The organism is Streptomyces sp. NPDC059255 (assembly GCF_042752355.1).
Classification (GTDB): domain Bacteria; phylum Actinomycetota; class Actinomycetes; order Streptomycetales; family Streptomycetaceae; genus Streptomyces.
Genome location: NZ_JBHYZP010000003.1, coordinates 208,542 through 230,652, shown reverse-complemented (window position 1 = coordinate 230,652; position 22,111 = coordinate 208,542). Strand labels below are relative to the sequence as shown.

The following is a 22,111-nucleotide window of genomic DNA, read 5'->3' as shown; positions in this document are numbered from 1 at the left end:
GATGCGCCACCGAAGCGGTCACACCGTGTGACCGTACGGCGAGCGGGGCGGACTCACCCGGGCGGCCGTACGGTCAGTCGCGCGACCCTGCGTGCGCCGCCCCGAGCCCGTACGACGGCCTCGGCGGGTCCCGCGTCGTGGCTCAGGACCAGTACGGCGGCGTCGTCCGAGTGGCCCGTCAGCTCGGCCACCTTCATCACCCCGGCCGCCAGCTCCTCCGGAGCCGTGCCCCCGCACACGCCCGTGACCAGCACCTCCGCCACCGTCGCCAGCCCCTTGTCGATCGGGAACGACGGCCCCTCCACCACCCCGTCGGTCAGCAGCACGAAGGCGCCCGCCTCGGCGAGGTTGCGCCGGGTCACCGGATACACCTCGCCCGGCTGGATGCCCAGCGGCAGCCCGCCCGCGTCCTCCGCGATGCCCCACCGGCCGCCGGCCGTGGCCCACACCGAGGCGACATGGCCCGCGCGGGCGCTCTGCAGCTCCCAGGTGACCGGGTCGAAGCGGAGGAAGGAGCAGGTGGCGAAGAGGCTGGAGCCCACGGAGAGCAGCAGGTCGTTGGCCCGGCTCAGCACCTGGCCGGGGTCCGTCGCCGTCGCGGCCACCGCTCGCAGCCCGATCCGTACCTGGCCCATGATCGCGGCGGCCTCGACATCGTGGCCCTGCACGTCCCCGACGCAGAACGCGAGCGCGCCGTCGGGGAGGGTGAAGCCGTCGTACCAGTCCCCGCCGATGTCGAGCCCGGTCCGCGCGGGTGCGTACCGGGCCGCCGTACGCAGCCCGGGAAGCGCCGGCAGCACGGCGGGCAGCATCTCCCGCTGCAACGCCTCGGCCAGCTCCACCCGGGCATGCTGGAGTTCCGCGCCCCGGCGCGCCTGGGCGGTGAGCCGACCGAGCGTGGTCAGCAGGTCGTCGGCGCTGGTGGCCGGGGCGGACGGGGTGGACCGTGTGGGACGACGCCGGCTCATCCACCGCTCCGAGGTACGTCCGTCATGGACCGTGTGTCATGGACCGCCCCGGGTTTTCCACGCGGCGGCGTACGCACGGCGACCCGAGCGGGCACCCACCACCCAGCGGCCGGGCCCGTCCGGAACACCGCATTCATCATATTTCCGCCCGGCCCATTCCGCCCCACGAGATTTCGCGGGCGCGGGTCGGTACCGAGGGGTAACGGAAGAGGATCCACTGATCCGGACCGCCGTTGACAGGGCGATGAGCGGCATCGCGGAACTGTTTGGGCGAGGAGCCGACCACGCGGCGAAACGCGGTGCTGAACGCACTCTCGGCCTAGCCGGTGGCCGAGTTGACCGAGGAGGTGATCTTCTCGCCCCACTCCTTCGTGATACTGCCCTCGCCGTTGGCCTTGAGGCGGAGGTGGCCGAACTTCGTGCTGCGCTCGGCCTTCAGCTTCATCAGCCTCATGGCGCTCAGGTCGCTCTTCTCCTGATGCGAGACGAGGTCGAAGGTGTGGTTGTTGCTGCTCCGGGAAACGAACGAGAACTTGTGCGCAGCCGACCCCTCGCCCTTGATCACGGTGAAGCCGATGGTCATACCCGCGCTCTGCAGGTCGTCCGCTTCGAGGTCGTTGACGAGGTTCTTGTACTTCGCCTTCTCCTCGACACGGCCGGCGAGCTTGCCATGGCTGGACAGGGCACCTGATGCGGCGTGCGTGGTGTATTCGGGGGTGCGGTTCTGGTACACCCGCGACTCTTTCAGGATCTGCGGCGGGTTGTCCGGGTCCTCGCCCGGATGCTCCGCGACGCCCTGCTTCAGGTACTCGCCGGTGCTCTGGGTGGGGTAGAGGATGATCTTCGGTTCGGTCGGTGCGCCGTTGTTGTCGTGGCCACCGAAGCGCACCAGGCCGGTGAACGCGTGACCGGGTCGGCCGAGGCGGAAGCCTTCCAGGCTCCCCTTGTGGACCTTGACCTGCCCGCCGGGGACGACCGGCCAGTGTGGGGGCGCCTTCCCGTCCCCGGTACCGGCGATGTACGCGTCCGAGTCCTTGTACCCCGGCCGGTGCCTTTCACGAAGGGCGGCCATCTCCGGCGTCTCGACGAACGGTTCTTTGTGCACCTTCTGGTATTGGGCCTTGATCTGGTCCACGATGTCCGTCCGGTTCACGCCGTAATACTTCGTCAGCACCTGCTTCACCAACGGCTTGTTCCGCAGTGGCAGCCGGCCGTTCGGCACGGTGGAGCGGATCCCCTCGTGCTCGGGCGGGAGCTCGAACTCCGCTTCACCGGCGGCCGGGACACTCGTCCCGGCCGGGGCCTGCACGGACCTCGGCGGCGGGGGCGGCGGTGGCGGAGGCGCCGGGGGCGCCTGCAGCGGTGAGCGCTGGATGCTCGGTATGTGCCCCTCCCCGCTCAGCACGCGCGTGACGGCGGTGTTGCCTGCGGCCCTTTGCAAACGGAGGAGTTCCGCCGCGCCCGAGGTGGACGACGGCGCGGGGACGGCCGAACCCGGCCGGGCGGTCGCGCTCCGAGCCCGTGCCCCCGTATGTGCGGATTCCGGGCGCCCATGAACACGCATCACTGGCCCTTCTGTGCGGCGAAACCCGAGCAGACCACTCCAAGTCGGCCCGGACCTTCAGGCGTTGCGCCGGGCGACAGGGAGCAGGAACGTCTCTGCTGCTCCCGGGGCCCGAGCCGCTCTCCCCGTATTCGACAATTCGCGGTCATGGACAGGACTCTACGAAATCGCGGCCCCCTCAACCAGCCCGACACCTCGCCGCCCGGCGGATCGGCCCTATCCGTTCCCCGGCGCCACCAGCGGCCCCGGGATTCGGCCCCGGCGCCCGCCCCCGCCCGGTGCCTCAGGCCGCGAAGCCGCCGTCCACCGCGATGGCGGCGCCCGTGATGTAGCGGCCCGCGTCGGCCGCCAGGTGGGAGACGGTCGCGGCGACGTCCGACGGCTGCCCGTAGCGGCCGAGTGCGGTGAAGCCCTTCTGCATCTCGTAGCCCGGACCCTCGGCCGGGTTCATGTCCGTCTCCGTCGGGCCGGGGTGGACCAGGTTGACGGTGATCCCCCGGGGTCCCAGTTCGCGGGCCAGGGATTTGGTCAGGCCGGTCAGCGCGGTCTTGCTGGTGGCGTACAGCGAACCGCCGGGGAACGCGACCCGCTCGGCCATGCAGCTGCCGATGTTGATGATCCTGCCGCCCTCGCCGAGGTGTCGCAGCGCCGCCTGGGAGACGAGGAACGGCGCCCGTACGTTGATGTGGAGCACCCGGTCGACGTCCTCCGCCGCCAGTTCCTCGACGGGGCCGAGCACCCCGATCCCCGCGTTGTTGACCACGATGTCGAGCCGCCCGAGCTCCTCGGCGGCCCGGTCCACCGCCGCCCGTACCTCCGCCGGGTCCGCGCTGTCGGCCCGTACGGCCAGACCCCGGCGGCCCAGCGCCTTGATCCGGTCGACCACCTCCGCCGCGCGCACCTCACCGTGCTGGTAGGTGAGCGCGACATCGGCGCCGTCCTCCGCCAGCCGGAGCGCCACCGCCGCCCCGATGCCCCGGCTGCCGCCGGTCACCAATGCCACCCTGCCGTCGAGCACCGCAGTCATGTTCAGCCATCTCGTTTCTCTGTCGGCTTCGCGTACATGACGATGCTTCCGCGCCGCCGGAGAGGAGTCCGGCGGCATTCGGACGTCGCGGTGGGATGACGTGTCCGTCGCGGGCCCCGTGAACGGAGCCGAGCGGTGGCGTACGGAGCCGAGCGGTGACCCAGGGCCGATGGCCACGGGCTCCCTCAGCCCGCCCCCACCGCCGCGTGGCTCTGGGACGGAGTCGGCGCCGACTGCGACTGGGACTGCGACCCCGGACGTACCGGAGCCAGCCGCCGCTCCAGGGGCGTGACGACACTCCCCCAGAAGCGGTCCACCGCGTCGTCCACACTCCGGATGAAGCCGGACTCGGCGCTGCCGCGCGTGGCGCCCATGCTCTTGAACAGGGAGAGCCGGAAACCGGTGATCTCGCCGCCGCCCTTCGGCAGCAGATCCGCCGGCTCGGGGCGCAGCCGCTCCAGCGTGCCGCGCGGCCCGTCGCCGTGCTCCGCCAGCAGCGTCTGGACATGCAGGTCGGCCGGTGCCTCGTAGAGCTGCCGGATCAGCCGCTTCGCCCAGGTGAGCGGGTACCCCTGGTCGGGCGCGGGAACGTCGACGGAGGTACGGAGCCTGCCGGTACGCAGATCCGCGGTGAGCGCGAGGATCCCCTGGATGCCCTCGATCCGCAGCTCCGCCTGGAGCCGCCCCTCCCGGCAGAGCAGATCCGCGAGCGCGCCGCGCCGGGCCGCCGGATCCGCCGCGCGCCGTACCCGCTGCACGGGCAGCACCTTCTGGCCCAGCTCACCGCCGAGCCGCAGACAGACCTGGCGGACCAGCCGCTCCCAGCTCTCCACGACGTCGACGGCGCGCGCGTCGCCCTGACACAGCGTCTCGTCGTCGATGGCCTTGCGGACCGGGACCCAGGACGGGCCCATGTTCTGGAAGCCGTGGCAGCCGGAGTTCTCGTGCTGGAGGTAGTGCAGCAGTTCCTGGAGCAGCCAGGCGTGCGCCGCGTTCCCGACGCCCTCGTGACGGATGAGCAACTGCGCCTGGTGGGCGACCTCCGCCCAGGACAGGTGCCACAGCACGACCTTGTGCTTGCGCCGGCCGTCGATCTTGACGTCGACGAGCGGGCTGCCCTCCAGGGCGACGTCGTTGCCCAGCGTGATCACCGCTTCGTACCCGCGCCTGGCCGCTATGTCCAGATAATCCTGCACCTGCTGCGCCTTGAGCGGGTTGCCGTTCGTCTTCGTCTCGACCAGGGCCGTCCACAGCTTGCCCGCCCGCTCGACCCGGATCACCCCGTCGGGGCGCTTGCGGGTGCCGCCGCGCTGGGCGTCACCGTACGGGAGGGTGACCTCGGTGAACGTCTCCATCCGCCCGGCGGGCGCCCCGAACCCGGCGGTGAGCCGCCGTCCGAACTCGGGGACCTGCGCCATCACCGACAGCAGCACGGAGGTCGCACGCGTCTCGCGCTCGCGGTCGCTCTTGAGCGAGGGCACCGGGAAGAGCCGCGCGGGGCGCCAGGAGTCGTTCTCCGCGAGGGACTTCCTGACGACCTTGGGCAGGGTCACCTTCTTCCGTACGGTACGGGGCCGGCGCGCGGCCGGAGCGGCCGGTCGCGCGGGCGCGGCGGCGGCCTGCGCGGGCAGCGCGAGGGTGGGAACGGCCACGGCCCCCGGGCCGTTCAGGCCGCTCGGACCGCCCGGGCCGTTCAGGGCGCTCGGGCCGGCCGGGCCCGTCGGCGGCCCGGAACCGGTTCCGCTCGGGGCGCCCGCAGGACTCGGGGAAGCGGCACCCACCGCGGCGTCCTCCGCGGCCTCCATCGCCTCCGTCGCCTCCACCGCCCCGGCGACCTCACCGGCCTCACCGGCCTCGTCGGCGTCCGTCGCATCGTCGACGTCGATACCGAAGTCCGTCGCCAGCCCGGCCAGCCCCGTCTCGTATCCCTGCCCGACGGCCCGGAACTTCCACTCACCGCCCCGCCGGTAGAACTCGCCGAAGACGAAGGCACCTTCGGCCCCCGCGTCATCGATGGAGAACCCGAGCAGCCCCTCGCCGCCCTGATCGGCGACCGTCAGCCGCAGTCCGTTGAGGTCCCCGAACCGCTGGCCCTCGTCCCGGCTGGCCGCCACGACGATCCGTGTCACGTCCGCCGGGACGACCGACAGATCGACACTGATCCGGTCCTCGCTGCCGCTGTCCGTCGGCGCCTTGCCGAGCAGTTGCACACTGCCGTCGTCCGCCACCGGGTTGTTGTAGAAGAAGAAGTCGGCGTCGCTGCGGACCTTTCCCCGGTCCCCCAGGAGCAGTACGGAGACGTCCGCGTCGCCGTCACCCGTCTCACTGCTCCAACTCAGCCCCACCCGTACCGTGGTGGCGCCCTCGCTCAGGGACGCCAGCCCGACATTGGCCCCCTTGGTCATCTCGTGCATCGCCGCACGCACCCCCCACTGCGGGACCGCCGCGCCCCGAACGGGCGGTCCATCGCATCGCGCTCATGTGACACGCCGCTACAAGTGCGGCACGGGAAGTGAACCTTAGCGTCCGAAGTACCTGCTTGATAGCGCTTTGCAGGGATGAGCGTCGAGGTGCCTCGTATGCGAGGCCCGCGCCTCCAGTGTGCTCACCGCGCCGTGGGCGTGGCGTGCCGCCGCGCCCGGGAAGGCGCCGCGGGCGAACTGGGCCGCGCGCAGCCATGGTTGGGCGTAGACGTACCGGGCCCGGCGTTCGATGCCGGTCGCGAGGCGGTCCACCGCCGGGACCAGGGGGTTGACGCGGCGCGTGGGCCAGGGCAGGGACCTGCGCAACTCGCCCACCTGGTCGGCCTGTTCGGCGGCCCGCACCATGTCCGTATCCGTCCAGCTGAGATACGCGACCCCCGTTCGCGCCCCGTGGTGGGCGAGTTCGGCCCGGAGGCTGTGCGCGAAGGCCTCCACCCCGGATTTCGAGGCGCAGTAGGCCGACAGGACCGGGGTGGGCGCGAGGGCGGCGAGGGAGGCGATCTGGAGGTAGTAGCCGCGGGACCGGATCAGCGCGGGCAGGAAGGCGCGGGCGGTGTGCACACTGCCGAACAGGTTGACCTCGACGACGCGCCGCCACACGTCGGGGTCGGCGTGGCGGAAGAGGCCGCCCGTCCCGACGCCCGCGTTGGCGACGACGACGTCGACCGTGCCGAAGCACGCCTCGACGGAGCGTGCCGTGCGGTGCAGCATGTCCTCGTCGGTGACGTCGACCTTCCAGTACGCCGCCTCACCCGCCAGTTCGCCCACCACACACGCCAGTTCGGCCTCGCCCAGGCCGAGGAGGGCGACCCGGGCGCCGCGCGCGGAGAGGGTACGGGCGAGCTGGGCGCCAACGCCGCGGGCGGCTCCGGTGATGACGACGGTACGACCCCGGAGGGGCGGGCGCCTGCGCATGGATGGGGCCTCCGAACAGGGACAGGAGTGGGGGACAGGGGTGGGAGTGGGAGTGGGAGGAGCGGATGGTGTGACGGGCAGGGGGTGTGGTGCCGTACGCCTCGTCGCGCCGCGTCCCGCGATGGATGAGGCGTACGGGCCGCAGAAGCGGCGTCAGGCACGTTCCAGTGCCAGCACCGCGTTGTGGCCGCCGAAGCCGAACGAGTGGCTGACCGCCCGGTCGATCCGCTGCCGCAGCGGCTGTTTGGTCACACAGTCGAGGTCGAACTCGACGGCGGGCGCGTCCAGGTTGGCGATCGGTGGTACGACCCCGTGCTCGATGGTGAGCACGGTCAGCGCCGCCTCCATCGCCCCGGCCGCCCCCATGCAGTGCCCCAGCACGCCCTTGGGCGCGGTGACCGGCGGCCGGTGCGGATAGACCCGGCCGATCAGCGCCGCCTCGGTCGCGTCGCCCAGCGGCGTCGATGTGCCGTGCGCGTTGACGTGCTCGACGTCCCCCGCGTGCCACCCCGCGTCGCGCAGCGCCACCTCGACGGCCCGCTGCGCCACGGCGCCCGAGGGGTGCGGGCTCGTCGGGTGGTGGGCGTCGGTCGTGGCGCCGGCGCCGGCCAGCAGCGCGCGCGGCCGGGCGCCGCGGGCCCGCGCGTCCCGCTCCCGTTCCAGCACCATGATCGCGGCGCCCTCGCCCATCACCAGCCCGGCACGGTCCGCCGCGAAGGGGCGGCAGAGCAGCGCCGGGTCGTCGCCGGGACCGGCGAGCGCGGCGGCGCCCGACCGGGCGAACCCGATCATGGCGAGCGGGAAGACGGTGGCCTCCGTGGCCCCCGCCACCGCGATGTCGCACTGTCCGGTGGTGAGCAGGTCGCGCGCCACGGAGAGGGCCGTCACCCCGGAGGAACAGGCCGTGCAGGGCGCCATGCTGGGACCGGTGGCCCGCATCTTGATGGCGATCTCGGCCGCCGCCATGTTGGGGATGGTCAGCAGCGTGCCCGTCGCCGAGATGGCCTCGGCGCCGCGCCGGTCGAGTGCGAGGGCCTGTTCCGTCACGTTCGCGGAGCCGCCGCTGCTCGTTCCGACGACGACGGCGACCCGGGTTCCGTCCCAGCTCATCGGGTCGAGCCCGGCGTCGGCGACCGCCTCACGCGCGGCGAGCAGCGCGAACTTCACGTGCCGGCCCATCCGGAAGGCCGTCCGCCCGCCGATCGCGGCGTCCAGGTCGATGCCGTCGACCGTACAGGCGAAGTCGACGACGCACCCGCTCAGCCCGGGGACGGTACGGGCGGGGGAGATGCCCGCGCACACCCCGTTCCAGGTGGACTCCGTGTCGTTCCCGGCCGGGGTCATCATCCCCAGCCCGGTCACGGCGACGGCGGGACGGGCCCCGGCACCACCGGTCATCGGCCGACGCCCACGGCCGCCTTGTCGAGGAACGCGGTGATCTCGGCGAGCGTGGCGCCCTTGAGGAGCGTCTCCGAATCGGCGACGACGCCCAGCCGCTCCTTGATGATGACGGCGAACTCGGCGACCGCGAGGGAGTCCATCTCCAGGCTGTCCATGGTGGCTTCGGGGTGGATCTCGACGGCCGGCACCTTGAAGGTCTCGGACAGGACCTCCGTGATCTTCGGGTGGATCGCGATCGCGGAACGGGTCACCGGGCGGAGCACATGACAGGTCGCGTGGCTGGTGGCAGGACTGGTTGCATTCATGGCATGTCCTTTCAAAAGGTACTCAAAGCACTCAAGGGGCCTAGTACGGCAAGTTTCTCAAAGTGTTGATAAACCTCAAAAGCCGATGGACAACACGAAACCGATCTGATAAGGGCGGTACGGACGGCGGGGTCCGACGGCACCCGGCACACCGTGGCGGCGTCTCCGGTACGGCCCACCCGCCCTCCGGGTCGTCGTACGCGTCGGTGTACCCCGCGCCGGAGATGGGCCGGTCCGCGAGCATCTCCTCGGGCAGCGCGAAGGATTCGACCAGGGTGGGCGCGTACGTGGCCAGCTCGGCGATGAGCCGCTCGATCACCTCCGGGATCTCGTCGACGAGACGGGGCGTCAGCAGGGCATGGGCCAGCAGGTCACCGCTGTTCCGGTCGATCCACTGGAGTGCGAAGAGCCGGTGCAGCGACCGGAGCGGCCCGAGCGCCGAACCGGCCCCGCAACCGTCACCGGCCCCGGCCCCGGACCCGGACCCGCAACCGTCGTCGGACCCGGCCCCGGAGCCCGGCTCGGCCCCCAGCGGCTCCGTCTTCAGCTCCGTCTCCAGCTCCGTCTCCGGCTCCAGCTCCGGCTCCCGTTCGCGCAGCCGCCGCTCCGCCGCCGTGTACGCCTCGGCCGCCCGCCGGTACGCGTGCGCCTCCACCGCGCGGAGCGCCGCGCCGGACGCCGCGTTCCAGCGGGAGAGGGGGTCGCCCTGCGGTGCGCGGGCCATCCGGCGGCGGGCGCGGTCGAGCCACAACTGCTCGACGGCCACCAGGAGATCACCCAGATGGCCCGCGTCGTACCACTCCGGGGAGACACCGTCCGTATGTCCGGGAGCCGGCACCGGCCCCGGATCGTCCGTGCCCGGCCGCGCCGACCCGGTGGCCCGCTCCGGGGCCCGCGCCGAGAACAGCAGCTCCGCCGCCGCCTTCGCGTAGATCGCGGTGTTGTCGCCCTCCGCCGTGATCGCGCCCTCGATGTTCGCGAGCAGCTCGGTCATGCCGTTGCGTTCCAACAGCCCCTGGGCGCCGCACCGTTCACGGCACTCCACGATGATCTCGCGGGCCCGCCAGGTGATCCACCCCTTGGCGACCGCCACCAGCCGCTCGGTCTCGCCCCGGTTCGCCTCGGTACGCGTCTCCCACGCGTCGACCGCCGTACGGTGCAGCAGTGTCATCGCGAAGAGCGTCGCCAGGCCCCCGGCCAGCGGCCCGTGGTGGCTGCGGTGCGCGAAGACCGGAACCCGTTCCACCGCCCGGGGCCCCGAGATCATCCGGTGCCCGCCGTACCGTACGGCGAGCGCCAGCGCGACGCGCGCCCCGCCGAGGGCGCCCGCGCTCATCGAGAGCTTCCCCGCCGTGACCCGGCCGATCGAGGCCAGGAAGCGGCGCCTCCGGTTGTTCTCCGCGCTGCTGAACGCGCCGTCCCCGTCCACCCGGCCGAGCCGCCCCCGTACGCCGCCCAGCAGCGCGTCCCGCCCCACGAAGACCCGGTCGAACGAGGTCACACAGTGGTCCAGCGGGCTGCCGAACCGCTCGGACAGCAGCCGCACCCGGACCCCCGGGAGCGTCCGGGAGCCGTCCGTCAGCGGCGCCAGGAAGAGGAAGACGCCGTGGTCCGTCCCGTCCACGAGCAGCCGCGCGGCCACCACCCCGCTCTTCGCGCCGCCCGTGGTGCTGGTGTTGGGCATGAACTTCTGCGCACCCGCGTGCGGCGTGTGCAGGACGAAGCCGTCCCTGGCGCGGTCGTACGTGGCCGTCGTCTCCAGGGCGACCGCGTCGTTGCCGTGCGCCACCTCCGTGCAGAGGAAGGTGCCGATCCGGCGCAGCGTCAGGAAGTCCGTCAGATCGCGCTCCACGGCCCCGGGGTCGCCGTCGGCGGCGGCGTCGTGGTCGAGCAGGCTGCCGAGGAAGAGGTTGTAGTGGATGCCGGCCACGGTCGTGAAGGACGGGTCGATCGGCCCCAGCCACTCGTGCAGCGCCGCGACCCCGCGCGGATCGGCGGCGAGCCCCGCCGGGCTGTCGATCGCGGCGTTCACGGCCCGCAGCCGGTCGTACGCGAGGGCCAGCCGCTCGGCGTCCGTCGCGTCCGGACGGTCGCGGAACAGTCCGTCGGCGGCGAACCGGCGCCACAGTCCGTGCTCCCGCTCGAAATCGTCCCCGTACAGCACCCGCGTCAGCTGCCTCGCCATCGCCTTCCCGGCGTCCACGGCACCGCTGTTGATCATTACGCTCACCTGAGAAGAACGAGCGACGGTTGATGAAGAAACGAATTTCCCGCACCCAGGGCCACAAGACATTCGTTCGGCCGATCCGTCCCGCGCGCCCGTCACCAGCACGTTCCGCACCCCGTCAGACCCTCCCGAACGCCAGTGCGACGTTGTGCCCGCCGAAGCCGAAACTGTGGCTGACCGCGCTCCGCACCCGCTGCCGGCGCACCTGCTTCGTCACGCAGTCGAGGTCGAACTCGACCGCCGGGGCGTCCAGGTTGGCGATCGGCGGGATGAGTCCGTGTTCGAGCGTCAGGACGGTCGCCACCGCCTCGATCGCCCCCGCCGCCGCCAGCGTGTGCCCCACCACCCCCTTCGCCGCCGTGACCGGCGGCCCGTGCGGGAAGACGCGCTCGATCAGCGAGGCCTCCATGGCGTCGTTGAGCGGCGTGGAGGTGCCGTGCGCGTTGACGTGCTCGACGTCGTACGCGCTCCACCCCGCCTCCCGCAGCGCCGTCTCCACCGCCACCTGCGCGATCCGGCCGCCCGGCGCGGGCGCCGTCGGATGGTGCGCGTCCGTGCTCGCGCCCGCGCCGGCCAGCAGCGCGCGCGGCACCCGGCCCCGGGCGCGCGCGTCCGCCTCCCGCTCCAGTACGAGCATCCCCGCGCCCTCCCCGATGACGAACCCGTCCCGGTCGGCGGCGAACGGCCGCGACGCCCCCGCCGGGTCGTCCGTACGGGTCGACAGCGCGCCCATCCGCGCGAACGCCGTCACCACCAGCGGGGTCAGTACGGACTCGGCGCCCCCCGCGACCACCACGTCGCACTCCCCGCCGAGCAGCAGGTCCCGCGCGACGACGAGCGCGGTCGCCCCGGACGCGCAGGCGGTCACCGGTGCCAGGCTCGGCCCCCTGGCCTTGAGCGCGATGGCGACCTCGCCGGCCGCCGCGTTCGGGATCATCATCGGCACCAGCAGGGGCGAGACGGACTCCGGCCCGTGTGCCTGGAGTTTGAGCGCGTTGTCGGCGAGTACGGAGACGCCGCCCACCCCGACGCCGAGGACCACCCCCACCCGGGCGCCGTCCCAGGTCACGGGGTCGAGACCGGCGTCCGCGACCGCCTGCCGCGCGGCGATCAGCGCCAGCTTCACGAACCGCGCCATGCGCCACACGGAGCGGCCGCCCACCGCCGCGTCCACGTCGAGCACGCTGTACGCGGCGTCACGCGCCACGCCGGGCGCCGGGTCACGCGCGGTCCCGCTCGCCGTCCCGTTCGCGGTGCCGTACGCCCTTCCGCCTGCCCTTCCGTTCGGGGCCCCGTTCGCGGCACCGTTCGCGGCCCCGTTCGCGGCAGCCCCTAAGTCATGGCCGTCCAGGCCCCGTTCAGGTCCTCGCTCCGACGGGTCGCCGATCGCGCACACGAAGTCGACCGGCATCCCCGCCAGTTCGGGCCGCCGCCGGGCGACGGACCGGCCCGCGCACAGCCCCGCCCAGAAGGCCGGCTCGCCGACGCCCGCCGGTGTCACCACCCCGAGCCCGGTCACCGCCACCCCGGCCCGCGCCACCCGCTCAGCCGTCCCCGTCATGATGCGTTCCTTCCCATGGTGCGTACTTTCCGTCGTCGAAAGGCGCGGCCCGTACGGTTCCGGGCCAGCTCAGGGCTGCCGTCCCCCAGGTGAGGCCGCCGCCGAAAGCGGTGAGCAGCACGCGGTCGCCCGCGCGGAAACGCCCCTGCGCCGCCGCGTCCGCCAGGGCCAGGGGGATGGAGGCCGCGCCGGTGTTGCCGACGCGGTCGAGGTGGGTGACACAGCGTTCCGCGCCGATGCCCACCCGTTCGGCGACGGCCCGCAGGATGCGGGCGTTGGCCTGGTGCGGTACGAAGTGGTCCACCTGGGCCGGATCCCAGCCCACGGTGTCCAGCAGGGCGCGGCAGGAACCGGTCATCCGCTCCACCGCGTGCTGGTAGACGGCCCGGCCCCGCATCCGGAAGAACTCGTCACCCGCCGCGACCGGAGCGCGGGGGCCGCCGAGTCCGCCGGGAGCACCGGTGTTGCCGAGGCCGCAGGGACCGTCGGGACCGGGACCTCCGGAGCCGACCGCCTGGGAGCGGGCCCGTGAGCCGCCGCCCGCCACGGTGATCAGTTCCCGTCCCGAGCCGTCGCTGCCCAGGTCGAAGCCGAGCAGCTCGCCAGGCGAACCGGTTCTGCCCGCGCCGATCAGCGCCGCCCCCGCGCCGTCCCCGAACACCACGCCCGCCGCCCGGTCCCGGGGGTCCAGCCAGGTCGAGTACACATCGGCGCCCACCAGCAGCACCCGGTCGTAGAGCCCGGACACCACCAGGCCGTGGCAGACGGCGAGGCCGTAGACGAACCCGCTGCACACGGCGCCCAGATCGAACGCGGGCACCGCGCCGAGCCCCAGCCGCGCCGCGAGTTCGGGCGCCGTCGCGGGGCAGGGGTGGTCGGGGGTGGCCGTGGCCAGCACGACGGCGTCCACGACATCGACCCCGTCCACGGCCCGGTCCACCGCCGCCCCGCACACCCCGCCCCGGCAACCGCCCCGGTGCGCCCCGGATCCGCCGACGCCCCCGTGTCCCCGCTCCTCGTCGCCGATCAGCAGCCGGGCCGCCTCGTACGCGAGATCCCCCGTCGCCATCCCGGGCCCGGCGCGGTGGCGGGCCGCGATGCCCGTGCGCCTGCGGATCCACTCGTCGTCCACGCCCCACGCGGCGGGCAGCGCCTCGTTACGGACCGGCTCGCCCGGGACCCATCCGGCGACGGCCTCCAGCACCGCCGTCCGCGCACCCGGCACACCCCGCGCACCCCGCACATCCCGCACATCCCGTGTATCCCTCACACCCCGCACGACCCGCGAGTCCCACCGACTCCGGGCCTGCCCGCTCGCCACTCACGGCCCCCATCCGGTTCACGATCACGATCGACCACTTCGACCGGATGTCAAACGCCCTGTCCGGCAAGGGGGTTACTGGGCCATTCGGGGGACAGCGGAGGAGAGCACGGACGGCATGGACCCGCTTGGCACGGACGGCGCGGACCCGCCGGTCGCGGACCACCCCGGGAAGTGGATGCGCGCCGCCGAGACACCGATGCCCGTCGGGACCGGGGGCGCCCAACGGCCCGTACGGCTCCGGTCCTCAAGGATCTCGTGCTCCTTGTAACGCCTGCAGCCGTGATGCCAGTTGAGGATCCCCGCCAGCCAGTTCTCCAGCTCCCGCACCCGGCCGTCCAGCATCCGCCGTGTATCCGCGTCCAGCTCCAAGTCGTCGTACAGAACCGGAAGTTCCTCCGCGACAACATGCTGGAACTGGCGCATCCGCGACTTCATCAGGTCGTCCACGATGGTCAGGGCCGCCGGATATTCGCAGTTGAAGAAGGACTGCACGACCAGCAGTGCGTTGTGTACCTCGCCCTCGAACTCGATCTCCTTCTGGTACGAGAAGACGTCGTTGAGCAGGCACGCGTAGTCCTGCGCCGCCTTCTCCAGGGACCTCATCGGCCCCGACCTGCGAACCTCCGGCGGCAGCGCGCGGCCGTGGCCCAGCCGCGCCAGGGCCATCGTCAGGTCCGAGCCGAAGGTCGCCCGGCGCATCTCCAGATAGTCGACGGGGTCGGGGATACGGTTCTGCGCCTGGTTCGTCAGCTCCCACACCCAGGACGCCGTCATGTCCTCGACCGCCGTGCGCAGCGCGCACCGCGCGGGCTCCGCCATCGGACCGGCCGTACGGACCCACAGATCGGCCAGCCCGCGCTCCAGCGCGGTGGCCGGCGGCGGCGTCGGCCCCGACCCGGTCGGCATGAAGAGGGCCAGCCGCTCGTTGCACGCCTTCGCGCCCGCGACATCGCGCGCGGCGCCGTAGACCACCGGGTAGTAGTCGTCCCCGTACGTCCCCCAGGTCAGCCAGTCCGAGGTCAGGTCGAGCTCCTCCGGGGTGGCCTCCGGCCGGATCCCGGCCGAGCAGAGCGGCAGATCGATCCGGCGCAGCCGCTCCTCGTCCCAGATGCCCGACCCCGGCAGCCCCGGTTGGGCCGCCAGGAGCCCCATCCGGTGGGCCCACTCGACCGTGTGCGCGCGCGAGCGGTCGAGATGCGGGCTGAGGGAGAGCGCGTACGGCATCTCGAAGTCGGGCAGCACGGAGGGCCCGACGCGCCGGAACGGCACATGGCTGTGGCTCCGCACCCGCGCCGCCGCGCCCACGCCGAGACTGCGCGCGGTGACCGTACCCAGCCCCATGGCGCGCGCGATGTCGGCGGCGGCCGTACCGAGCCCGACGGGCGTCATGGAGAATCCGGGCCACCCGCCCCCGGCGCCTGCGCGGTCCCCGTCCTTCCCCGGGTCGCCCGCCCCGGACTCACCCACCCCGTTCATGTAGCGGCTGGAGCGCAGGTGCCACTCGTGGCCGCCCGACTGCCAGTCCTGGAGGCCCTTCACATAGGCGAGCGTGTCGGCGCACTCCCGCGGCCCGAGCCCCCGCTCCGCGAAGAGCGGTGCCAGTTCGGTCAGCGCCGTGTTCTCGAACTGCTGGATCCGGGAGGTCAGCAGGTCGTTGACCGCGTCGGCCGCCTCCTGCGTCGTACAGCCGAGGAAGGTCTCCAGGACGAGCACGCCGTTGCTCAGCTCGCCCTCCTCCTCGATCTCCCGCTCGTACGAGAAGAGGTCGTTGCGCAGATGGACCGCGTCCGAGAACGCCTCCTTCAGCACCCGCAGCGGCCGGGAGTCCGCGACGGAGTCGGGCACTTCGGCCCCGGCCGCGTACTCGACGAGCCCCGCCGACCAGGGCGCCCCGCCCACCTTGCGGCGCATCTCGATGTACTCGACGGGGTTCGCGACGCGCTCCGCGTCGATGTTCGCCAGTTCCCAGTCGGACTCGTTGAGCAGGTTCTCCGTCGACTCGGCGAACCGCCGGCGCCACGCCATGGACATGCTCGGGACCGTACGCGCCCACAGGTCGGCGAGCCCCGCCTCGACGGGGTTGGCGGGCTCGGGGAAGCCGGCCGACAGGTCCATCGGCATGAAGGCCGCGAGCCGTTCGAGATACGCCTTGCCGCCCGCCCGGTCCTGCGGGCGTTTGTAGACCTCCAGGAAGTGGTCGTCGAAGAAGAAGACCCACACGTACCAGTCGGTGACCAGCGACAACGCCGGTCCGTCGCAGTCGGGATGGGTGTACGCGCAGAGCAGCGCGTAGTCGTGGGAGTCGAGGTCGCGCTCCTCCCAGACTCCCGAGCCCTCCAGCATCCCCATCGTCCTGGCCCACTCCTTGGAGTGCGCCCTGGCCTCCTCCAGGTGCGGATTGAGCCGGGCCGGATGGGCCAGGTAGAAATCCGGCAGTTCAAAGGGGTGCGTCACGGTCGGGCGGCCTTTCACGGATGCGACGGCGAATTACCTGCACCACGGTCTACCCCTCGCCCCACTCCCCCATACGGCCCATAAAATAGTCATATGAGCGTATTGCCAGTGCGTGTTGTTCACCCGCCTCCTCCGCCCCGGGCGATCATCGCCCCATGAGCACCACGATCCGGCTCGCACAGCAGCCCGAGGCCGACGAACTGCTCGGCCGCAGCCCCCTGGCCGCCCTGGTCGGCATGTTGCTGGACCAGCAGGTCCCCATGGAGTGGGCGTTCTCGGGCCCCTACACCATCGCCGTCCGCATGGGCGGCGACGACCTCGACGCGCGTGAGATCGCCGCGTACGACCCCGACGCCTTCACCGCCCTGCTCTCCGGCAAGCCCGCCGTGCACCGCTACCCGGGGTCGATGGCCCGGCGCGTCCAGCAGCTCTGCCAGTACCTGGTCGAGCGGTACGACGGCGACCCCACGGCGATCTGGCGCGACATCACCACCGGCGCCGAGGTACGGGACCGGCTGAACGAACTGCCCGGCTTCGGGACGCAGAAGTCCCAGATCTTCCTGGCGCTGCTGGGCAAGCAGTTCGGGGTACGGCCCGAGGGCTGGCGCGCGGCGGCGGGCGCCTACGGCGACGAGGGGTCGTACCGTTCGGCGGCGGACATCACGGGCCCCGAATCGCTCGCGAAGGTACGGGCGTTCAAGCAGGAGGCCAAGCGCGCGGCGAAGGCGGCGAAGGCGGCGAAGCAGCACTGATCCGGACCGCCCGGCGGTCGCCGGACGGGGTCGTTCCACACATGATCGACCGAAACGTTCCGTGACCTGTGCCACACCTGTTCCCAGGCGGCGCCGCCCCAGCTACTTTTCTCCGACATTCGCTCACATTCGTTCGCACCGGAAGGACCCTTGTGAACGCAACGTCCCGCAGACTCATGGCCGCGGCGGCCGCCACCGCGCTCGCCGCCCCGCTTCTGCTCTCCGCCTCCTCCCCCGCCGCCGCGCGAGCGCACGACCCGGCGAAGGAAGCCGCGCGGAACGCCGCGAAACTCTCGAAGAAGCTTGTGCGTTCGGCCTCCGCGAAGGACGCGTACCGCCACCTGGAGAAGTTCCAGCAGATCGCCGAGGAGTCGGACGGCAACCGCGCCGCCGGCACCGCGGGCCACGAGGCCTCCGCCGCCTATGTGTACGGCCAGCTCAAGAAGGCCGGCTACAAGGTCTCGTACGACACCTTCGACATCACGTACATCGAGACGCTCGCCGAGAAGCTCTCGGTCACCGCGCCGACGCCGCGCGACATCACCATCACCGCCATGTCGTACACCAAGTCCACCCCGGAGGGCGGCGTGCGGGCCGAGCTGGCCGCCGTACCGCTCGACGCCACGACCGGGTGCGAGCCGGGCGACTACGCCTCGGCCGACTACACCGGCAAGATCGCGCTCATCCAGCGCGGGGGCTGCGCCTTCGCCGACAAGCAGCGGGAGGCGGGCGCGGCGGGGGCGGTCGCCGCCATCATCTACAACAACACCGAAGGCGCGCTCAACGGCACGCTCGGCGGCCCGGAGGCCGGTGTGATCCCCACCGGCGGCGTCACCCAGGAGGCGGGCGAGGCGCTGGCCGCCGAGGCCGCGGCCGGCCCCGTGACGGTCTCGCTCGACGTGCGCCAGCTCCAGGAGGAGCGCACCACCCGTAACGTGATCGCCGAGACCAAGGGCGGCAGGTCCGACCGTACGGTGATGCTCGGCGCCCACCTCGACTCGGTCACCGAGGGCCCCGGCATCAACGACAACGGCTCGGGCTCGGCGGGGCTGCTGGAGGTCGCGCTCAAGCTCGCCAAGACACACGACAAGCCGGCGAACAAGGTGCGCTTCGCGTGGTGGTCGGCGGAGGAACTGGGCCTGCTGGGCGCGGAGTCGTACGTCGGGAAGCTCACCGACCGGCAGCGCGCGGACATCTCGCTCTACCTGAACTTCGACATGATCGCCTCACCGAACTACGCCCAGTTCGTCTACGACGGCGACGACTCGGACGGTGAGGGCGCGGGCCCGGGCCCCGAGGGCTCGGCGCAGATCGAGAAGGGCATCACCGACTTCCTCGACAGCAGAAACGTTTCGCACGAGGGCACGGACTTCGACGGCCGCTCCGACTACGGCCCCTTCATGGACGCGGGCATCGCCTCGGGCGGCACGTTCACCGGCGCGGAGGGCGTCAAGTCGGAGGAGCAGGCGAAGCGGTACGGGGGCGAGGCGGGGGTGGCGTACGACAAGTGCTACCACGCGGCCTGCGACGACCTCTCGAACATCAGCATGCGGGCCTTCGACGTCAACGTCGACGTGATCGCGAACGCGGTGGGCACCTACGCCCACGACCTCGGCTCGCTGAAGAAGCCGGCGGCCGCGCAGCAGTCGGCCCAGGCCGCACCGACGGCGGCCACGGGTACCGACGGCTCGGCCGGAAAGACGACGGCCCCGGTACGCGACAAGGGCCACACGCCCGCCTCGTAACACGAGGTAGGACGAGCAACACAAGCAACACGAGCGGCGGAAACAGAAGCAGAAGCGGGGCGCGCGGGGAGTCGGTATCCCCCGCGCGCCCCGCCCGCTTCCGCCACGCGGCCCGGTCCGTACGGCTACCCCTGCGGCGGGGCGGGCCTGATGACGGCGAAGCGCGCGCCGAAGGGGTCGGCGAGCTGCGCCATGCGGCCGATGTCCGGCGCGTCCGTCGCGGGCACGACGACGGAGCCGCCGTTCCCCTGGACCGCGGCGACCACCGCGTCGGCGTCGTCGACGGCGAAGTACGGCAGCCAGCGCGACGCCTCGCCGCCCTGGACCGGAGCGACCCCGCCGAACGAGGCGTCCTGCTGGTCGCCCTCGCCGGTGGAGAGCACGGTGTACGTCATGCCGGGCGCCGGCAGCTCCTGGAAGCGCCAGCCGAAGAGGGCCCGGTAGAAGGCGAGCGCGCCCGCGCCGTCACCGGTGTGCAGTTCGGCCCAGCAGAGGGTGCCGGACTCGGAGGTGGTTTCGAGGCCGCGTACGGAGACGGGCTGCCAGACGGCGAAGTCCGCGCCCTGGGGGTCGGTGAAGCAGGCCATGCGCCCGGCGTCCATCACGTCCATCGGCGCGACCCGTACGGCGCCGCCGTGCTGGGTGACCGAGCGGGCGGTGGAGTCGGCGTCCGGGCTGTTGAAGTACACGGACCAGGCGGCTTCGGCGCCGTCCCCGCCGAGCGGCCCGATGGCCGCGAGCGTCCTGCCGTCCTTCTGGAAGAACCCGTAGCCCCCGGCGTCCGGACCGGCCGACTGCACGGTCCAGCCGAAGACGGCGGTGTAGAAGGCGGCCGAGGCGTCGATGTCGGGGGCGGCCACGTCGAGCCAGTTGGGCGAGCCGGTCACGAACTCGGTGCTGAGCAAGTCGTACACCCTGCCTTTCCTGCATTCCTGAGGAATTCGGAGATGTCGGAGATTCCGCCAGAGATTACGGTGAAATCGGCCGGAAGCACCTCGCCGAAACGCCAGGACGCCCGGTAAGAGGGAAGAGGCAGGTCAAGCGGGCTAAGTCGGGGCGGGGCCGCTCAGGAGAGGGCTCAGGAGAAGACTCAGGAGAGGGGTCTCTTGACGCCCGAAAGGAAGGTGTCGAAGGCTCCGGTACGAAAAACCAGCACGGGACCTCCGGCGCTCTTGCTGTCACGAAGGGGAACGGAGCCGGGGATACCGAGGCCTATTTCCACGCAGTTTCCGCCGTTGTTGCTGCTGTAGCTGCTCTTGACCCACGCCGCCGCCACCCACGCCGCCGCCGTCACATCGCGGTTCCTCATGGTGGCCATACCCTTCCATCGCGTCACGGATCAGCGCGGCAGACTCGGAAGCGGATAGGGCATCCGCCCTGAGCACATCATAGGACTGCGCATGACGGGCGGTGACTTCCGGATCATCGCTGAAGTGTCCGCGGTCGAGGGATTCCGAGTACACCCACAACTGACCGTCGGGCATGGTGATGAGCGACATGGAGGTACTGGGGCGCACCACGCCCCGGGAGCTGGCCGGGACGACTTGCACACGAATGTTGGGCAGCTTCCCCACCCGCAGCAGATGCGCACACTGATTCCGCATGACGGCATCACTGAATACGGCGTTCCGGATACAGCTTTCGTCCAGGACGGCAATGAGAAGCGGTCCTCCGGTCGAAAGGAACCGGTGCTGCCGGCTGAGGCGCGCGCGGACCATCTCCTCCAATTCCTCGCCGGTGGCGACCTGGGCGAAAAGGTCGCGCGCGTAGTCCTCGGTCTGCAGCAGTCCCGGCATCACCTGGTTCTGGTACTCGCGCAGCGCGACCGCCTGGGCGTCCATGGCGGCACGGCGCTTGAACCAGTCCGGGTGTTCCACCTCCGGATACCAGTCGATCTTCTCCCAGAGCTTGCGCAGGATCCCGCCGGTCCGCAGCACCACGTCACACGTGTCGGTGAACTTGTCGTCGGGAACGCGCGACCCGGCCTCCACCCGTGCTACGAACGACCTGTCGCACGGCACTCTCTCCGCGAGCCCGGCCTGGGTGATGCCGACGGAGTCCCGTGAATGCTTCAGCACTTCACCGAATACGGCCGCCGTACCGGCCGTCTTCTCCCCACCATCCGCATTGCGCCGCCCCATTGGGCCTTCCTTTCTCGGGTGACAGATCGCGTCTGGCACGCACGGGGCGTTGCGCACGCGCCTGGCGCAGAGCAACGCTAGTAGCACGCAATGTAGTTGCACCGCCCCGAGGACGACAATGCGCAGTGATTCGAACGCAATCCCTATCCCCGCACCGGAATTGGGCACCGTCACGGCGGACCCGCTCGCACCTCTCCCGCCCCTTCGCACACCCGGTGTCTCCCCGGCCTCTCCTCTCCACCCCACTCGCCCCACCACCCTCACCACCCGCACCGACCCCACGGCCCTCATCGCCCCTCTCTGAGCCGACTCACGAACTCCGTCGAGGAACATTCCGCCGAGGAAAGGTGACCCGTTGCCCAGAGCGACCGTGCTGCTGTCGAAAAGGGATTGCTGGTACTGCGAGGCATGCTGGAAAAACAGCGTCGAGGCGGTACGCACCACACCGGACGGCACACGAGATCTTCTCTGTCTCGAATGCGCGCAGGGAAACTATCCGAGGCGGGTCGACCTCTTTCCGCCGCTGGGAATCTACGGACTCATGCCGCGCAGGGTGAGAGTGAAGGTGCCGGCGCACGACGGCAGAGGCGCCCGCCCGGTCGCCCCGTCGTTCTCCGCGAGCCCCGGGGCCTTCTCCGCGAGCCCCGGCCCGCACCCGCCACCGCACCCCCGCCGCCAGTCCCCGCCGGGCACGCCTCCGGTGTAGCACTCAGGGTCGCCCGGGCACGCCTCGTTCCCGCTTCGTTCGCGTCCTGCCCACACTTCGCTCCCCCTATGTCACCGAATGAGACCTTTGCGCTCCTGCGTCATGGCTGCGCCCGGAGCCGCTCGCCCGGTAGGCTTTCCGTGTGATCTTCAAGCGCATCGGTAACGGGAGGCCGTATCCCGACCACGGCCGGGAAAGCACCCGGCAGTGGGCGGATGTCGCGCCGCGCCCGGTCCGCCTCGATCAGCTCGTGACGACGAAGGGTCAGCTCGACCTGGAGACGCTGCTCGCCGAGGACTCCACCTTCTACGGGGACCTGTTCGCGCACGTCGTGAAATGGCAGGGCGACCTCTATCTGGAGGACGGACTGCACCGCGCCGTGCGCGCCGCGCTCCAGCAGCGCCAGGTGCTGCACGCGCGCGTGCTGGAACTGGAGCTGGGAATGGGCTGACGGGGGCCGGGTCCCCGCACCCCCCGCCGTGGCCTCCGCTGAGCCTTTTGGGCCCATTCCCGCACTCCAACCGCCCAAACGGTTGAT

Annotated in this window: 17 protein-coding genes; 3 read left to right on the top strand and 14 right to left on the bottom strand. The window is 71.8% G+C overall.

The genetic code is table 11. The features are described from left to right. Window positions 1–53 precede the first annotated feature (53 nt). From ACFXKG_RS06660 to ACFXKG_RS06610, 11 genes are all read right to left on the bottom strand, one after another. Complete coding sequence (locus ACFXKG_RS06660; protein ID WP_384833385.1) at window positions 54–968, bottom strand: PP2C family protein-serine/threonine phosphatase; 915 nt, start codon at window positions 966–968, stop codon at window positions 54–56. 319 nt (window positions 969–1,287) lie between these two features. Continuing rightward, window positions 1,288–2,409 carry a hypothetical protein gene (locus ACFXKG_RS06655; RefSeq protein ID WP_384833382.1) on the bottom strand — a complete coding sequence of 374 codons (1,122 nt, stop codon included), beginning with the start codon at window positions 2,407–2,409 and terminating at the stop codon, window positions 1,288–1,290. Window positions 2,410–2,815: 406 nt separating this feature from the next. After that, a complete protein-coding gene (locus ACFXKG_RS06650) occupies window positions 2,816–3,559 on the bottom strand; it encodes a 3-oxoacyl-ACP reductase family protein (RefSeq protein WP_384833379.1) in 744 nt (247 codons plus the stop codon). A gap of 185 nt (window positions 3,560–3,744) precedes the next feature. Further along, window positions 3,745–5,973, bottom strand: a complete 2,229-nt coding sequence (locus ACFXKG_RS06645; RefSeq protein WP_384833376.1) for a TerD family protein — start codon at window positions 5,971–5,973, stop codon at window positions 3,745–3,747. Between the two features lie 105 nt (window positions 5,974–6,078). Continuing rightward, a complete protein-coding gene (locus tag ACFXKG_RS06640) occupies window positions 6,079–6,957 on the bottom strand; it encodes an SDR family oxidoreductase (RefSeq protein ID WP_384833373.1) in 879 nt (292 codons plus the stop codon). A 153-nt stretch (window positions 6,958–7,110) separates the two neighbouring features. Continuing rightward, entirely contained in the window at window positions 7,111–8,355 is a 1,245-nt protein-coding gene (locus tag ACFXKG_RS06635) for a beta-ketoacyl-[acyl-carrier-protein] synthase family protein (RefSeq protein WP_384833370.1), read from the bottom strand. Further along, window positions 8,352–8,594, bottom strand: coding sequence for an acyl carrier protein (locus tag ACFXKG_RS06630; protein WP_384833722.1), 243 nt, complete (start codon window positions 8,592–8,594; stop codon window positions 8,352–8,354). Before ACFXKG_RS06630 ends, ACFXKG_RS06635 begins: the two co-directional genes overlap by 4 nt. A 109-nt stretch (window positions 8,595–8,703) precedes the next feature. Then, on the bottom strand, window positions 8,704–10,884 hold the full coding sequence (locus tag ACFXKG_RS06625) for an acyl-CoA dehydrogenase (RefSeq protein WP_384833367.1): 2,181 nt from the start codon (window positions 10,882–10,884) through the stop codon (window positions 8,704–8,706). Between the two features lie 124 nt (window positions 10,885–11,008). Further along, window positions 11,009–12,451, bottom strand: a complete 1,443-nt coding sequence (locus tag ACFXKG_RS06620) for a beta-ketoacyl-[acyl-carrier-protein] synthase family protein (protein WP_384833364.1) — start codon at window positions 12,449–12,451, stop codon at window positions 11,009–11,011. Further along, window positions 12,435–13,676 (bottom strand): beta-ketoacyl-ACP synthase 3, encoded by a 1,242-nt coding sequence (locus tag ACFXKG_RS06615; RefSeq protein ID WP_384833362.1) that lies wholly within the window; start codon window positions 13,674–13,676, stop codon window positions 12,435–12,437. The genes ACFXKG_RS06620 and ACFXKG_RS06615 overlap by 17 nt, the downstream gene beginning before the upstream one ends. Window positions 13,677–13,847: 171 nt before the next feature. Further along, the gene (locus tag ACFXKG_RS06610) at window positions 13,848–16,229 is read right to left on the bottom strand and encodes a germacradienol/geosmin synthase (protein ID WP_384833359.1); all 2,382 of its coding nucleotides are present in this window, start codon (window positions 16,227–16,229) and stop codon (window positions 13,848–13,850) included. Window positions 16,230–16,384: 155 nt separating this feature from the next. On the opposite strand from ACFXKG_RS06610, the gene ACFXKG_RS06605 reads away from it, so the two are divergent. After that, the gene (locus ACFXKG_RS06605; protein WP_384833356.1) at window positions 16,385–16,981 is read left to right on the top strand and encodes an HhH-GPD-type base excision DNA repair protein; all 597 of its coding nucleotides are present in this window, start codon (window positions 16,385–16,387) and stop codon (window positions 16,979–16,981) included. A 176-nt stretch (window positions 16,982–17,157) separates the two neighbouring features. Then, window positions 17,158–18,726 (top strand): M28 family metallopeptidase, encoded by a 1,569-nt coding sequence (locus ACFXKG_RS06600; RefSeq protein ID WP_384833719.1) that lies wholly within the window; start codon window positions 17,158–17,160, stop codon window positions 18,724–18,726. Between the two features lie 125 nt (window positions 18,727–18,851). On the opposite strand, the gene ACFXKG_RS06595 is transcribed toward ACFXKG_RS06600, so the two are convergent. From ACFXKG_RS06595 to ACFXKG_RS06585, 3 genes are all read right to left on the bottom strand, one after another. Next, window positions 18,852–19,631, bottom strand: a complete 780-nt coding sequence (locus ACFXKG_RS06595) for a VOC family protein (RefSeq protein WP_384833717.1) — start codon at window positions 19,629–19,631, stop codon at window positions 18,852–18,854. Window positions 19,632–19,816: 185 nt separating this feature from the next. Continuing rightward, on the bottom strand, window positions 19,817–19,948 hold the full coding sequence (locus ACFXKG_RS06590) for a DUF397 domain-containing protein (protein ID WP_384833353.1): 132 nt from the start codon (window positions 19,946–19,948) through the stop codon (window positions 19,817–19,819). Continuing rightward, a complete protein-coding gene (locus tag ACFXKG_RS06585; RefSeq protein WP_384833350.1) occupies window positions 19,905–20,867 on the bottom strand; it encodes a Scr1 family TA system antitoxin-like transcriptional regulator in 963 nt (320 codons plus the stop codon). Before ACFXKG_RS06585 ends, ACFXKG_RS06590 begins: the two co-directional genes overlap by 44 nt. Window positions 20,868–21,715: 848 nt before the next feature. On the opposite strand from ACFXKG_RS06585, the gene ACFXKG_RS06580 reads away from it, so the two are divergent. Next, window positions 21,716–22,024, top strand: coding sequence for a type II toxin-antitoxin system VapB family antitoxin (locus ACFXKG_RS06580; protein WP_365810684.1), 309 nt, complete (start codon window positions 21,716–21,718; stop codon window positions 22,022–22,024). The last annotated feature ends 87 nt before the right edge of the window (window positions 22,025–22,111 follow it).